A 14,717-nucleotide genomic window follows, 5' to 3' on the forward strand; every position below is an offset into this window, starting at 1 on the left:
TCTACTGCTAGTCTTATTATTGGTTTCGCTGCTGCTAATACTACCCAAGAAAATATTCTCCTTGCAGGAGTTGCTGGGTTAGTTGCTGGGGCAATGTCGATGGCGGCAGGTGAGTACGTGTCTGTTAGTTCTCAATCAGATACAGAGAATGCCGATTTAGCGCTTGAAAAAAAGTCTTTAGAGTATGAATTTGCCTTTGAGCTAGATGAACTCTCGAAAATATATGAGGACAGAGGGCTTGAGCCTGCTTTAGCAGCAGAAGTCGCACAGCAGCTGATGGCTCACGATGCGTTAGGGGCACATGCAAGAGATGAGATTGGTATATCAGAGAATGTAAATGCTCGGCCTGTCCAAGCGGCTTTATACTCTGCGGGGGCGTTTACACTCGGTGCGGTATTGCCACTACTAGTCGTTTGGCTTAACTCTGGCAAGTATTTAATATATTCAGTTGCAATCCTTTCACTTGTATTTCTAGCATTTCTTGGTGGGATTGCGGCCCGTACCGGAGGCGCTTCAATTACTATCGGAGCTTCTAGAGTAGCATTTTTAGGGACACTCGCTATGGCTTTAACTGCTGGTGTGGGCAGCTTATTTGGCGTTACCGCCTAATTACCTTTACTTGATAAGAAGAGATTGAATGAATATATTTAATATAACGATGCAGTATTTGAAGGAACGTCAAAAGCCATCCGTTAGGTTACTTCATATTTCCATTATTGTACTAGTAGTAAGTCAGATAATTGTTAGTAACTTTATGGCATTTAATAATTCTGGAGATGTAAGCTCGAACACGGTCGAGTTATACGGATCTTGGTTGCATATAATCACAGGGATTTTTCTTATACCTATAGCTGTTCTCTTTCTTATAGTAGAATTGAACCGACATAGCTTAAAATATTAATTATTCATCCTCAACAATTTAAAAGTCCTCGTATTTTCGATAGCACAGGTTACTAGAACATAGGAAGAATAAGGGGGATTCCAACGCTGTACAAGGGCGGCGTTAAATGGTGACTGAATTCGGACATAGTTAATTTTACCACCTAGTAAGATATGTTATGGGTGCGTATTCTTCTTTGATACATTCACGAAAAGTAATACCGCCTTTGTGGAAACCACTATACAGAAGGTAAGTTGCGAGAAACGCCAGGTCAGTTATTAGTGAGTTTGGAATGAATAGCACCGTATCTTTTCAACACGGTGCTCAAACTTTACTTTTAGGCTGATTTCGAATGCATCATCCGATACAAAATAGGCAACACTATCAATGTTAAAATGGTGGATGAGATGATCCCACCAATCACAACTGTCGCCAGCGGACGTTGCACTTCAGCGCCCGTCCCGACATTTAGTGCCATGGGAATAAAACCTAAGCTTGCAACCAATGCAGTCATCAAGACAGGACGTAACCTAGTGGTGGCACCATCAACGATAGAATTAATTAAATCACCAGTTTCCAATACCCGCTGTTTGATAAATGACAACATAACTAAGCCGTTTAGTACCGCAATACCAGAGAGCGCAATAAACCCGACTCCCGCAGATATAGACAGTGGCATGTCACGCATCCAGAGCGCGAAAACACCTCCCGTTAAGGCTAAAGGCACGCCAGTGAAGATGATCAAGGCATCACGAAATGAGCCAAACACCACCACTAGTAACACAAGTATTAGAAAAAGCGTGGCAGGCACCACGATAGACAGTCGCTGACTGGCACTTTCAAGCTGCTCAAACGTGCCGCCATAATCGAGCCAGTAGCCTGCGGGCAGTGCAACCTGTTCGGTTATTTTGATTTTTGCTTCGTCAACAAAACTCCCTAAGTCGCGTTCTCTGACATTGGCGGTAACCACGACTCTGCGCTTACCGTTTTCTCGACTGATTTGATTGGGAACAGACGAGTAACCCAGTGTAGCGACTTCTGATAACGGCACAAATTCCCCATCGGATGTAATGATAGGGATACTGCCGATGGCATCCAAATCGGTGCGAAGACCTTCATCAAATCGAACCAGCAATTCGAAACGTCTATCTCCTTCAAAAATTAACCCTGCCGTGTTTCCACCGATGGCTGACGCAAGCCACTCCTGCAAATCAGCCACATCCAATCCATAACGTGCCAATTCAACAGGTTTCGGATTTATGGTAAAGATAGGGATATCATCAACTTGTTCAAGCCTTGCATCCGCGACGCCATCGATTGATTGCAATACTGATAGAATTTCGTTGGCAGAGGCGACCAAAGCGGTTAAATCATCTCCAAAGACTTTAATGCCAAGATCAGCTCTTACCCCACTGATCAATTCGTTAAAACGCATTTGGATCGGTTGAGTGAACTCATAGTTGTTGCCAGTTACCGCTTGCAGATCTTGCTCAAGGGTTTCAACAAAATCCGCTTTTGACAGTGTTGGATCTGGCCACTGCGCACGTGGCTTAAGCATCACAAAAGTATCGGTCACATTGGGAGGCATTGCATCCGTAGCAACTTCCGCAGTGCCGGTTTTAGCAAATACGGTCAACACTTGTTCATATTCCATCAAGGTAGATTCAAGCGTCTTTTGCATGGCGACGGCTTGTTCTATACCAGTGCCAGGAATACGCATGGCGTGCAGCGCAATGTCACCTTCGTCAAGCTGGGGAACAAACTCAGAGCCTAGTCGCGTTGCCAGCCATAAGCTGCCTACTACTAGCACGACTGAGCCGACAAGCATTATCCAGCGCAATTTCAGTGCAATATGAATGATGGGGCGATAGGCGGATTTGGCTGCAACAATAATGAAGCTTTCTTTTTCACTGACTTTTCCGCCCATGAACATCGCGACTGCCGCTGGTACAATGGTAATGGAGAACAGCATCGCTGCTATCAGCGCCATAATGACCGTTGCCGCCATTGGCTGAAACATCTTGCCCTCAACGCCTGTCAATGAGAACAGGGGGATATACACCACAGTAATAATCAATACACCGAACAAGCTAGGACGAATGACTTCGTTGGTCGCTTGAAAAACCAGTTCTAGCCGCTCTTTTAGTGGCAAGACTCCACTTGTGCGCTTCTGAGATTCGGATAACCGCCTGATACAGTTCTCTACGATGATCACCGCACCATCGACAATTAATCCAAAATCCAATGCACCAAGGCTCATCAGATTGGCAGACACACCGGTATTAACCATCCCTGTGATGGTCGCCAACATCGCTAGCGGAATAACTGCCGCTGTGATAAATGCCGCACGAATATTGCCCAGTAATATGAACAAAATAACGATGACTAATAGAGCGCCTTCGACTAAGTTCTTTTGAACAGTTTTGATCGCTTTATCTACTAGTTGGGTGCGGTCATAGACTGATTCAATCAGAATTCCGTCGGGTAAGCTCGATTGAATTTCCTTCACCTTTAGCGCAACGGATTGGGCAACAGCACGTGAGTTTTCGCCGACTAGCATCATTGCGGTACCTAAAACGGTCTCTTCACCTTCCTGTGTTGCAGCGCCTGTTCTCAGCTCTTTGCCAATAGCCACAGTACCAATATCCTTTACCGCAATGGGGATAGTATCGATACGCTTGATCACAACATTTTCGATATCACTTAGCGTCTGAAGCTGACCTTGCGAGCGTACTAATATTTGTTGTCCATTTCGTTCAACAAATCCAGCACCTTGATTCGCATTATTGCGCTCTAGTGCACGCTGGATATCACTTAAACTGACGTCGAAATTCAACATTTTGAGTGGTTCAGGATTCACATGATATTGCTTTACGTAACCACCAATGGCGTTTACTTCTGTGATCCCTTTCACAAGTGCAAGCTGGGGCTTAACAATCCAATCATGAATTTCCCTAAGAGCCATTGCGTCATATGGCTCACCATTTTTTTGCACGGCACTTTGATCAGCTCGTAAGGTATACATATAGATTTCGCCCAATCCCGTAGCTATAGGACCCATTTCTGGCTCTAAACCTTGAGGCAGCTGACTTTTAATCGCTCCAAGTCGAGCATTGATGAGGTTACGTGCAAAATACAGATCTGTACCTTCATCAAAAACGGCTGTAACTTGAGATAGTCCGTAGCGTGAAAGCGAGCGGGTGTAAGACAAGCCTGGCAATCCGGCTAGCGCAGTTTCAACCACAAAGGTGATCCGTTGCTCGGTTTCTAATGGAGAATACCCTGACGCCTGCGTGTTGATTTGTACTTGAACGTTAGTGATGTCGGGTACGGCATCAATAGGCAACTTTTGATAGCTTAATATTCCCATGCCAAACACTAAGAATATCAACATCAACATCAAACCACGTCGCTTTATGGATAACCGCAATATGGATTCAATCATGAGTTCGCCTCCCAAAATCAAAGACGACAACCCAAACAGATGGCATGGTGTGATTAATGCTCATGACCGGCCTCCGACTTCTCTAAATCAGCTTTAATTAAATAACTGTTCTGGCTGACAATCTCATCTTCAATACTTAGCCCTAACAGCACTTCGATATTAGTATTGTCTTGTTGACCAAGTTCCACGGGCACAGGATGATATTCCTCCCCTTTTTTGACAAACACCACTGAAGCCCCTTCAAATTCTTGAATAGCAGCTTTGGGTAACATCATGGCAACATTTTGGGTGCTGATGACAACCTGACCTTTAATGTCTGCACCAACAGGCCACCGACCTGACGTGTTGGTAATTTTTGCGTAAGCCAAGACGTAAGGCTTTTCATCGGGTGATGGTAAAATATGCTGAATAGTTGTGTTTAACTTTGCCTCTGACAAACTAAGCTGAACGGGATGCTGCTCTGCAATATCTGATAGCTGTTGAGGGAAGACTTTAAGCTGTGCCCACACATCCTCGTAGTTGGCGATTGAAAATAGCACTTGTCCATTAGACAATTCTCCTTCATTTGCATGTCTTGCTATCACGATGCCTGAAAACGGTGCGGTAACAGGGTAACTTTTCAAGCTCTCATTGGATTCGACGACTGCCAGTGTCTCGCCTTTTTTGACTTTGTAACCCAGATTTGCGTTGACCTTAGTCACCATACCGTCGAACCGGGCGCGGACATGACTTAAAGAAGCCGGGTCGGTCACCACATTTCCGTAAACGGTAGTGGTTATATTGAGTTGTCCTGCACTCACTTTTTGTGTCACCACACCCATTTTTTGCGCCATATTGTCAGATATATGCACAAATTCAGCGTTGCGGGTATCTTCATCCCTATGTTCGCTTTCAGAAGCGTATATTGGACTACTAGCAAGCACTGCAAATATACAGCAGGCTATGAAAATTAACGGGGTATTATGTTTCTTGATTACTGTTTTAATATTCATTTAATTTCGCTCGAAATAGAAGTTCGGTGTGCATTAAAAAGCGGCTGACCTGTGAGAGCTTCAATATCCGCCCCCCGCTGATGTGCTTGTTTGGCAGACTGAATTAAGGCTTGCTTGGCATTAAGTAGTTCTTGACGGGTACTGACCCACTCAAGATAACTAAAACGCCCATTGATATAGGCTTGCTCAACCAAACTGAGCGCATTAACTAGCGGTGGAATAATAGAGTTTTTCAATGTTTGAACGTTTAGTAGCGCATTATTTCTCGCTATTAGCGCCATATTTAATTGATGGTAAAGGTTTTGGGTTGCAGACTGTTTTTGCTGTTCCAATTGCCCTTGAACAGCCCGTTGTTTTTCATATTCACCAAGGTTTCGACTTGCCGCAAATAATGGCATGCTGACGCCTGCTACGAAAGCGGTATCATTAATACTATTTATACGCCTTATTCCCGCGGTCCAACTTAAGTCTGATTGATTTGCAGCTTCGGTAAGGCGAACTTGCGCTGCTTGTAACCTGGCGTTTTGTGCATAAACATCGAGGTTAGGGCTGTCAGACAAAGTTCTGAACAGCGAAGATAAAGAGGGGGACGATGGCAAAGCAAGCAGCTCGCCTTCAACATTGCTGAAGGTCGGATTTTGCTCTCCCCACATAATGGCCAAACTATTTATCATAGCTTGCTTGGTTTGCTGTGCGGTTAATACATCCAGCCGCGCTTTAGCCAGTTCTGCCTCAGCACGTTGTTGCTCAAACGCTGGAGACGCGCCTGCATTAACTCGTTTTGAGACAGCTTGATAAGTATATCGAGCTAGAGCTTCTGCATCTTTTTGCGCCTTAATCAGCGCTTGTTGTGCTAATACATCGATATAACGACGTGTTACTTCAGCTAGAATATCCAAGGTTTGCACTTGTTTTTGTGCTTCCACTAAGGTGGATTGCGCCTTAGTAAACTCCTTACGTGAGTTGAGTTTATTGCCCAATTCAATGACCGACGACAATGTGAGAGTCATCTCGGTGTCCTTAGTTCCTGAAACATCTCCTGTACCTAAGAAGTTTTCTAGTTCAATACCGGCTGTAACCTCAGGTTTGAGAGACGCCGTTTTAATTTCCCCCTCAACTGCTTGTTGCCTATATGTGAACTCATGCAATTCTGGCGAATTAGTTAATGTACGCTGTATGGCGCTTTGCAACGTCATTTCTCGATTGGTGGTACTGTTTGTTTGTGCTACTACCACGGTGTGTGTTGTCAAAAGGACAATCATCATGGAAACCACCCAAGCGTGCACACGCACAGGACTACTCAATGAAAATTTCATCATTGTTTTATTCCTAAATTATCAAAAATATATATCGCCAAGTTGTTGGCGAACGGTGTTTGATTAGTTCAGGGTTATGCTTTAGGTGGGCGTAACAATTGTGTGACGGGTCCTTCTATTACTTTCGTTAAGTAATAGAAACCGTGATGGGTGGTAACAGAATCGAGTTCGATGCCATTGCTGTTTCCAAGCCAGTGAGCATGGGTTCCGTGACAATGACCACAGTGGTGGCAATCAGCGGGATTATGAGAAATATCTACGGTGATTTTATCAGCATTGGATTGTTCGTTAGATTGCTGTTGAACAAGCGTTTTCGCAGAAACAGTGTTATCTCCCGCCTGATGTTCGTGTATTTCGCTTAGATGTTGCGAGTCGATAGAATGAAAATCCAAGGAATTGGCGACAGCCGAAAACGACTGAAACAAAATCAGCGAAATCAACAGGTAACTCGCCACCCTTACACTAAACATATCTATCTTCTCTCATCATATCCATGTTAACAGCTTATCGAACTAAGACCAATCGACCAACCAAAACAAAGTATTTCAACCATTACATTACTTATCACGGCAATCTTCATTGGCAAATTCAATTTCAATGGTAGTGTGTACAAAGTCAAACTCACCAAGGTCGTGACGAAATTCGTCTTTGAGTGTTCTCAATTGAGAAATCGAAACATCTTGTTTCAACACCACATGTGCCGTCATGACGCTATGTTCACCGTCCAAAGACCAGATATGAAAATGATGTATATCCGCCACATCAGCGTTTGACATGAGCACTTTACGCACTTTCACCATCTGCGTCGTATCTGGCGTGCCTTGCAAGAATAACAATAAGGTTTCTTTTAGATTTCTGACGACATTGAATAAAATGAATAATGTAAAGCCAATAGATAAAATGGGATCCAAAATTGCCCATGGCTTGAACATCAGCACAATCGATACGATCAGCACTGCCACCCAACCCAATACATCTTCAAGTAAGTGCCAGTTTAAGATACGCTCGTTTAAGGAGTTCCCTTCGCTAAGTTTATACGCGGCAAAACCATTTACCGCGATACCAAATATCGAAAGCAATAGCATACCTTCCACTTGTGGCATTTCAGGTGCTGAAAGCCTAGGTATGGCCTCGAATAAAATCCATATTGAGCCTATAGTTAAAACAACTCCGTTGATCAAAGCGCCTAACAGCGAGAATCGTTTATAACCATATGAAAATGTGGTATTCGCGTCTTTATCGCTTAGCTTGTTCAATCCCCATGCAGTGCCAATAGATAAACTATCGCCCAAATCATGTACTGCGTCAGCCATTATGGCCGTGCTGTTTGTCAGCCATCCGCCTATAAATTCAATGATAGTGAATACGACATTCAAGAAAAATGCCCAGCCAATGCGTTTTGAAGCGCTGTTATTACTGTGACTGTGGTTATGATTATGCATGATTGATTTTGTCCAATATCGCTTGATTTTCAACACTTACCGGTAGTCGTTTGAATGGACTGATATTAGTGCCACCTGTGTTCCCTTTGGGTACAAGGCCGATAACGGTTTTAGTTGCAGCACCAATTATTCTTATTACTTGTCCAAAAACGGCTCTCCAATCTTTGTTTAGAAGACCATGTCGCAGCATTTTATAATGGATTAAACAATGAAAATAAGTAGAGTGCTGACCAATTACATGCGCATCCTCCAGCGCTGCAAATGCCTGCCTCTCATTATTGTTAGACATTGCATCTGAGTAATCTGTCAATTTGGAATCGATATGCGGCTTAACGGCTTTATTGCATGTCATAGTGGATCACCCACTTTACCTTTCTGTACTTCCTGCTTGGCGTCTTTCAGGATCATCCACGCTCCGCGCAGCACGACAATCGACATTATACAGCCGATAACCAGATCCGGCACTCTGTTATCAAGCCATACCACTAAAACTCCGGCTATGATGACACCCATGTTGGCAATGACATCGTTAGCTGAAAAAATCCAGCTAGCTCGCATATGTACTTCGTCATTTTTATGATTTCGAATAATCATCAAGCAAGCGACATTTGCAACTAGGGCAATGAAACCCATCCCTATCATTAATGATGAGATAGGCTCACTGCCCAAGAATAATCTTCTGGTAATATCAATGAGAATGATCACACCCAGCAATAACTGAAAGTAACCACTGATTTGCGCAGCTTTGGCTTTGTGAAGTATAGATTTACCCACAGCATAAATACCTATGCCGTACACACTTGCATCTGCCAGCATGTCCAGCGAGTCTGCTATCAAAGCGGTGGAATTAGCCAAAATACCTATAGTTATCTCAATAAGAAACATCGTCGCATTGATGCCTAGGAGCCAATACAAAATGCGCTTTTGTGACGAATTCTTGATTTCTACTTCGCAACCGAACCTCTCGTTGTTTAACTCTTATTCCAAATACCGTAGCCACAGTGTAAAGTCTATACCAAGTATAGAGTCAACAGCACAAAGGCATGTTTATGAAAATAGGTGAACTATCAAAAAAGAGTGGGTGTACTATCCAGACAATCCGCTTTTATGAAAAACAGGATTTGTTGGAAGCTTGCAATCGCAGTGAAGGCAACTACAGAATTTACGACGCCTCATCGTTAAGGACATTGCAATTCATTAAACAGTGCCGCTCTTTAGGGTTAACCATAAAGGAAATCAAGCAATTGCTGGATACAAAAAGGAACCCAGATAAAAGCTGTTTTAGTGTGAACAACTTAATCCAACAACACATGATTGACGTCACACAACGCATTGCAGAGCTAAAACAATTAAAACTGACCCTGTCTGAAATGGTGTTGGCTTGCTCTGACAACCGGAAAGTTAAAGAATGTGGGGTATTGCAGATCCTTGAAGAGTAAAGTTTACAGCTACATAACAGGTGTGATTCATTTTTAAAACATTGATTATTGTTAGTAAGGTTGAGTTGGTCAAAGTTGAACTCACAATATTAATTAAGCGCTATAAGGCTATACTTCGAACGTCCGATATTTAGGCAGTTTTTAAAGTCAAAATACTGAAGGTCTCCGAATGCTCAATCCGGAAATACACTAACAGTCGCTACGTCCGCAATTGGTCTATTATCGTATTCGAACTATACAAAATTTAATGAGTGATTGAACAATTCATAATCTCGAAGTATTGTGGTTTGTATTCATCGACTTCATTAACACTGAAAGTCCCTCCCGAGGATCCACCTCAAGAATTTGGCACAACTCAATGAACTCTAGAAGTTCTATCTTTCGTCTAGCTTGTTCAATTTTTCCTAAGATTGAATGATGCTTGCCCCATTTTTCCGAGACTTCTCGCAAAGAAAGAGATTGTTTCTCACGATGTGCTTTTAACCACAGTCTGAGTTTGTCGTAATGAGAGGAGTAAACTGATGTTTTCATTGTCTCGATGATAGAGACGAAGTACACTGTCGCGAAATTCGAGACGAGAATCATTAGAAGAGACATTTTATAATGCCAAAGAAACAGTATGATATTGATATATTAACCTTTATTCGCTCCCTCTCGCTAGAAACGTTTACAGTTACGGATATTTCGAGACATCTTTTAGAGGTTCACTTAAAGATGTTTGACAAAAAGAAAAACGCTACACAATTCGTCTATCGCCACCTTAAACTTCTTGAGAAAAAAGGAATCATTAAGACTCTAACTACGAACAGTCAAAAAGCGATTGTTTTTTGTTGGGCAGTTCAAAGTGAGGACACAAGTAAAGTGCAAACACTTCCCCAACTGGAAAATGAAATTCACGATCGCATTATCAGTAAATTGCAAGAGAAGATCAGGTTATACAGGGCTGAAATGCTTACAAATATTGGTGAAACCGAAGCCTATTCTGAATGGGTAACCGAAATGCCTGAGTTAGCTGACGATGTTAAGTCTAATTATCAACACACGCGAGAGCAAGCAAAGGTGATGCTTGGTAAAGTTAAAGGGTTCGAGCGCTTATTGGCTCAGTATGAAGCGCGTATATGATTAATTTGCGAAATTGGCAGAGTGAAGCTATCGAAACTGCTCTAGAAAAATTTGAAGCTTTGTATTCTCACTTTTTATGTCTAGCAACCCCAGGTGCAGGCAAAACCGTTATGGCGTCTGTGCTTGCAGATATCCTTATCAAAAAAGACAAGGTCGATTTGGTATTATGTTTTTCGCCATCAAACGTAGTTGCAAATGACTTCAAAGTAGAACTCGAAGCTATAACAAAAAAACGCTTCTGTGGTGGACTAGGTGCGACCGGTTCATCTCTCACATACCAATGTATGAGGCATTTAGATGCGACGTTTTGGACGTTGCTCGATACCTATAAGGTATTTGTGATTTTCGATGAGATTCATCATTGTGCAGGTAATGGCGTTGATAACGCTAATGCGTGGGGAGAACAAATTCTTTTGAACATACAAGGAAAAGCTCACTATACAATCGCATTAACCGGCACTCCTTGGAGGAGCGACACTATTCCTATCGCCATGGCCAATTATTTAGGCGAAGATAATAGATTGCAGGTAGATTTTCGATATGGCTTAGCTCAAGCTATCGAAGATGGTGTATGTCGCACTCCACATATGACTTTGTTCGACAATGAGCTTATAAGCGTTATAGAAAGCAATGGAAAAAGTTCTTTTACATCAATTGCAGATTTTCTTCTCGAAAGTGGATTGTCATATTTCGAAATTATCTCTCATGATGAGGTGGTGCGCCAAATACTAAAGCATGGAATAATTCAGTTAAATAAAGAATGTCAGGTTTTTAGTGATGCTGGAGGTCTTATTGTCGCAGCGTCAATATCTCATGCAAAACACATTCATCTGTTGCTAACTGAGTTGGGCGAATCCAGTGAAGTAGTGACATATCAGGAAGATGATCCAGAAAGCCTTATTCAACAATTCAAGCGTAGCAGTCAAAAGTGGATTATATCCATTAGTATGATTAGCGAAGGAACGAACATACCTCGCTTACGAGTTTGTTGCTATTTATCTCTGGTTACTACAGAGCTTTATTTCAGGCAAGTTTTAGGGCGCGTTTTAAGGGCCCAATCTTCACCTGTCGAAACTGGCTATTTCATTATGCCTGCGCATCCTCGTTTACTTGAATATTCTAATCGGGTCGCTGATGAAGTGCCACATTACGCAGTGATCAAATCATCAGGCAATAAAGGCAATAAAGAAGGCAGTGGCTTAGTTGATTCTAATATAGACATAGATAAAGACCTGCCGCCCAATAGCGGGGTACGTGAAAAAAGTCTTGAAACCACGCAAGGCGCTGAGATCGGAGTAGAGGCTCCTAAAGGATCATTAACTTCATGGTATGACTCATCAATCGACTCTTTTGGCCGCTTTCAACAAAAAGTTTTCATGCTGTGAGCAATCTGACTGTGCCATAAGCCAAGATATTCAACCCTCGTAGGTGGTTTCTTATAAGGCCGGCCGGTTTCTCTGACGCTCGAATAACGTTGACAACGAAGTTATTTTTGGTTGGTTTAAGTATTTCACGGTTAAGTGAAGATTTATTTTTCAAAGTAAAATTAGCAACAGAAAAGGAAGCTAAAATATGATACCTCCTGTACGCAACGGCCATCACAAATCAAAATGTCTCGTCAAAAAAAATGCAAATGGTCAGCTCTTTATCGAATTACCAGAAAGTGCACGACTGGCATTGGAAATAAGTGAAGGTGACGGTCTAAATTTTGATCCGGAATATGGATTCGTCATTGTGCGAAAAATCGAAAAGGTAACCGGCAGTCCCGAGGAAGAAGTAATATTAAAATTAGTTGAAAAATGGTGTAACTCGAAAGACGAAGCGTTAGATTGGTACAGAAATACGCATATCCCCGCATTTGAAATGACCGCAGAGCAAGCGATACTCCTTGGTGAATTTCAAGCTTTTATAAGCTATCTCAGCGGAATCGAAAAAGGCGGATATGCATAATGCAATGAATGCCAAGTTAGTAGTGTACGAAGTCGGTGAAACCAAGTGATTTACTGCGTTAACTATTTTTTCTTATCTAAAAAGCTTAGCATTCTGAAGTTATTTAAATTAATTAAGGCGGGTAAATTTGTAGTAAAAATGGAGAGCATAAAAGTGGTAATTACGGTAGAAGGCTCTTTCATATTACTCAGTACTGTGAAGTAGTGGTTTTGATTATCACAATTCATGACTTTAAGATGACCGATACCTTTGCGAATACAGTCTAAATCCCTATAACGAGTAAGTAGAAATACCACCAAACGGTCGTATTCCAGTCAGTAAGTACAACGCCTATATAGAAGTTTAATCGACTTAGTTATGCAGTATTTGAGTATATCTATTGATTCAATTAAGACATTTACCACATCAACCACATCAACCACATCAAATGATCCTTAATAAGCTAGCAGGGCGGGATTTAACTTTGGTCAATATTCAACCAAACAACAGTTCCGAACGAAACTCGCCGTTACAAGCGGCCCCTCTGCGTTTGGCTGCCATACTGTCCTTTTTACCTTGATGCTGACGAATGATATTCAGGCAGACTCGATTGAATAACGCCATGTGTGTTGCACCATCTGGGTCGCTCACTTTCATTTCGTCTTCACGAAACACAACATCCAATACCCAATGCAGCCTGTTTTCAATGTGCCAATGGTCGCGAATCGCTCTAGCTACCAGTTCAGGATTAATGTCCAGAGAACTAACGTAAAAATGGGAAGTGTAAGACGTATCACTCTTCGTTTTAGTTTAACGGGAATTTCTACTTAAAACTGCTCCGACTTTATGGGGGTATTGCACATGGTAATACGGCTTTCTTCCCGCCCATGCCCAGCATTAATACCTTCGTCTTCCTCGCAAGCTTGCATCTCTTCATAATGGGCTTCAAAGTGCGCCTTTACTGCCCTGTGTAGTTTGCCTTGATTCGCTTTTACTTGAACAATAAAGTCGCATTTATGCTGACGGATGAGGTCGAGTGTGTCACGTTGACAATGCAGCGCATCTAACGTCACGATACTGTCTTTTAATGCCAGCATGTCAATAATGTCGCGCGCAATCTGTCCTTCCTTCCCCTTGCTGTATGAGGACTGTTGATGCAAAGCTAAGCCGTTTTCGACATCATAGGCACTGACCACATTTAATGCGCGCTGCACACTGCCAGACCAACTCCCACGTAGCACTTTTCCATCAATCGCAATATGGGGTTTGTTCGATGCTTCACGGCGGCTATTAATCCAATCAATCAGGGCTTTAATCAACGCTTCAGTATCTAAAGCTTTAATAATATTCGCGATGCAATGGCGACGGGGAATACCATTGTCGAAACGGCGATGCTGCCTTAGCCAGTCCAGCTGCATTTCGCCAAACTCCTGAATTGACTTCCATCCATCAGCGCCGCTAAGCACGGCGCTGAGTGTGAGAAACATCACATCGATAAGGTCGTGTTTTACATTGATGTCTGCTCTGTGATCTTCGATTTGTTCTAGGTGACTAATTATGCTCATTGAAAGGCCTTTTTGAAGAGGAATAGCCGGACAGATCATAGTAATGAGCATTAGTTCAATTTAAAGCGGGATCCCGCCCTGAATAAGTTAGCGCAATAACTAATCATCTATGTGCTTCAAACGCTTAAGAGCGACAGGGCCATGAGACGATAACGTAGTGCCATCTGGAATGAGTTGGCCCTCTTCATATAATTGGCGAACAGTATCTCTGATCTCATCAACAAACCTTTCAATTGGCCGACTATCGTATGACCCTTGCCCCGTATACATTGCTACGTGAAGGTTTGAAGATGCATCTAGCCCAACGATAAGTTTGTCAGATTGAGAGTATGAAAACCTTATTTGATTTATGACGTCTTTATCCACCTAAATACCCATATTGATTTAAATTCAAAAAGAACAAGCAAGGTAAGCTAACTATGTGTTAATCACCTCAAATTGTACCCTAAAACATTGTGAATATGAGGAGAGCCAAGACAATAATTTAAAACATATTTTGCTGGGCTATTTGAAGCATATGCAAATTCGGGATGGAAATACACTAACGGTATGCAGTTAGATCGAAAGTTCGCTTTCCTAAGATGATT

14 protein-coding genes and 1 pseudogene are annotated in these 14,717 nt (G+C 42.3%); 5 read left to right on the forward strand and 10 right to left on the reverse strand.

The window, feature by feature from the left end:
• On the forward strand, positions 1-609 hold a 609-nt coding region (locus tag GMES_RS08595; protein WP_039986988.1), incomplete at its 5' end, for a VIT1/CCC1 transporter family protein.
• Between the two features lie 608 nt (positions 610-1,217).
• Here the strand turns inward: GMES_RS08595 and GMES_RS08605 are convergent.
• The 7 genes from GMES_RS08605 to GMES_RS08635 form a co-directional block, all read right to left on the reverse strand.
• Positions 1,218-4,325 (reverse strand): efflux RND transporter permease subunit, encoded by a 3,108-nt coding sequence (locus GMES_RS08605; RefSeq protein WP_006992253.1) that lies wholly within the window; start codon positions 4,323-4,325, stop codon positions 1,218-1,220.
• Positions 4,326-4,378: 53 nt separating this feature from the next.
• A complete protein-coding gene (locus GMES_RS08610; RefSeq protein ID WP_006992254.1) occupies positions 4,379-5,317 on the reverse strand; it encodes an efflux RND transporter periplasmic adaptor subunit in 939 nt (312 codons plus the stop codon).
• The gene (locus tag GMES_RS08615; protein ID WP_006992255.1) at positions 5,314-6,582 is read right to left on the reverse strand and encodes a TolC family protein; all 1,269 of its coding nucleotides are present in this window, start codon (positions 6,580-6,582) and stop codon (positions 5,314-5,316) included. The genes GMES_RS08610 and GMES_RS08615 overlap by 4 nt, the downstream gene beginning before the upstream one ends.
• Before the next feature lie 125 nt (positions 6,583-6,707).
• Entirely contained in the window at positions 6,708-7,103 is a 396-nt protein-coding gene (locus GMES_RS22210) for a hypothetical protein (protein ID WP_083879594.1), read from the reverse strand.
• A gap of 87 nt (positions 7,104-7,190) precedes the next feature.
• A complete protein-coding gene (locus GMES_RS08625; RefSeq protein WP_006992258.1) occupies positions 7,191-8,075 on the reverse strand; it encodes a cation diffusion facilitator family transporter in 885 nt (294 codons plus the stop codon).
• The gene (locus GMES_RS08630) at positions 8,068-8,427 is read right to left on the reverse strand and encodes a DUF3703 domain-containing protein (protein ID WP_006992259.1); all 360 of its coding nucleotides are present in this window, start codon (positions 8,425-8,427) and stop codon (positions 8,068-8,070) included. The genes GMES_RS08625 and GMES_RS08630 overlap by 8 nt, the downstream gene beginning before the upstream one ends.
• A complete protein-coding gene (locus GMES_RS08635; RefSeq protein ID WP_039986993.1) occupies positions 8,424-9,017 on the reverse strand; it encodes a cation efflux transmembrane domain-containing protein in 594 nt (197 codons plus the stop codon). Before GMES_RS08635 ends, GMES_RS08630 begins: the two co-directional genes overlap by 4 nt.
• A 107-nt stretch (positions 9,018-9,124) precedes the next feature.
• Between GMES_RS08635 and GMES_RS08640 the strand changes: the two genes are divergently transcribed.
• Entirely contained in the window at positions 9,125-9,514 is a 390-nt protein-coding gene (locus GMES_RS08640) for a Cd(II)/Pb(II)-responsive transcriptional regulator (protein ID WP_039986994.1), read from the forward strand.
• 264 nt (positions 9,515-9,778) lie between these two features.
• On the opposite strand, the gene GMES_RS08645 is transcribed toward GMES_RS08640, so the two are convergent.
• Positions 9,779-10,111, reverse strand: coding sequence for a helix-turn-helix domain-containing protein (locus tag GMES_RS08645; RefSeq protein WP_307523651.1), 333 nt, complete (start codon positions 10,109-10,111; stop codon positions 9,779-9,781).
• Positions 10,112-10,117: 6 nt separating this feature from the next.
• On the opposite strand from GMES_RS08645, the gene GMES_RS08650 reads away from it, so the two are divergent.
• The 3 genes from GMES_RS08650 (at position 10,118) to GMES_RS08660 (ending at position 12,586) form a co-directional block, all read left to right on the forward strand.
• A complete protein-coding gene (locus GMES_RS08650; RefSeq protein ID WP_226990274.1) occupies positions 10,118-10,636 on the forward strand; it encodes a VspR family transcription factor in 519 nt (172 codons plus the stop codon).
• Positions 10,633-12,021 (forward strand): DEAD/DEAH box helicase, encoded by a 1,389-nt coding sequence (locus GMES_RS08655; protein ID WP_006992263.1) that lies wholly within the window; start codon positions 10,633-10,635, stop codon positions 12,019-12,021. Before GMES_RS08650 ends, GMES_RS08655 begins: the two co-directional genes overlap by 4 nt.
• A gap of 187 nt (positions 12,022-12,208) precedes the next feature.
• Positions 12,209-12,586, forward strand: a complete 378-nt coding sequence (locus tag GMES_RS08660) for a hypothetical protein (RefSeq protein WP_006992264.1) — start codon at positions 12,209-12,211, stop codon at positions 12,584-12,586.
• A gap of 474 nt (positions 12,587-13,060) precedes the next feature.
• Here the strand turns inward: GMES_RS08660 and GMES_RS08665 are convergent.
• Together GMES_RS08665 and GMES_RS22615 are read right to left on the reverse strand one after the other, a co-directional pair.
• Positions 13,061-14,130: pseudogene (locus GMES_RS08665) on the reverse strand (ISAs1 family transposase).
• A gap of 99 nt (positions 14,131-14,229) precedes the next feature.
• On the reverse strand, positions 14,230-14,496 hold the full coding sequence (locus GMES_RS22615) for a hypothetical protein (protein WP_039986995.1): 267 nt from the start codon (positions 14,494-14,496) through the stop codon (positions 14,230-14,232).
• Between the last annotated feature and the right edge of the window lie 221 nt (positions 14,497-14,717).

The organism is Paraglaciecola mesophila KMM 241 (assembly GCF_000315015.1).
Classification (GTDB): Bacteria; Pseudomonadota; Gammaproteobacteria; order Enterobacterales; family Alteromonadaceae; genus Paraglaciecola; species Paraglaciecola mesophila.

Coding starts and splice junctions, on each gene's coding strand:
- GMES_RS08625 (WP_006992258.1), bottom strand. CDS start 8,075: ATGCATAATCATAACCACAGTCACAGTAATAACAGCGCTTCAAAACGC.
- GMES_RS08615 (WP_006992255.1), bottom strand. CDS start 6,582: ATGATGATTGTCCTTTTGACAACACACACCGTGGTAGTAGCACAAACA.
- GMES_RS08650 (WP_226990274.1), top strand. CDS start 10,118: ATGCCAAAGAAACAGTATGATATTGATATATTAACCTTTATTCGCTCC.
- GMES_RS08630 (WP_006992259.1), bottom strand. CDS start 8,427: ATGACATGCAATAAAGCCGTTAAGCCGCATATCGATTCCAAATTGACA.
- GMES_RS08610 (WP_006992254.1), bottom strand. CDS start 5,317: ATGAATATTAAAACAGTAATCAAGAAACATAATACCCCGTTAATTTTC.
- GMES_RS08660 (WP_006992264.1), top strand. CDS start 12,209: ATGATACCTCCTGTACGCAACGGCCATCACAAATCAAAATGTCTCGTC.
- GMES_RS08640 (WP_039986994.1), top strand. CDS start 9,125: ATGAAAATAGGTGAACTATCAAAAAAGAGTGGGTGTACTATCCAGACA.
- GMES_RS08645 (WP_307523651.1), bottom strand. CDS start 10,111: ATGTCTCTTCTAATGATTCTCGTCTCGAATTTCGCGACAGTGTACTTC.
- GMES_RS08655 (WP_006992263.1), top strand. CDS start 10,633: ATGATTAATTTGCGAAATTGGCAGAGTGAAGCTATCGAAACTGCTCTA.
- GMES_RS22210 (WP_083879594.1), bottom strand. CDS start 7,103: ATGTTTAGTGTAAGGGTGGCGAGTTACCTGTTGATTTCGCTGATTTTG.
- GMES_RS08605 (WP_006992253.1), bottom strand. CDS start 4,325: ATGATTGAATCCATATTGCGGTTATCCATAAAGCGACGTGGTTTGATG.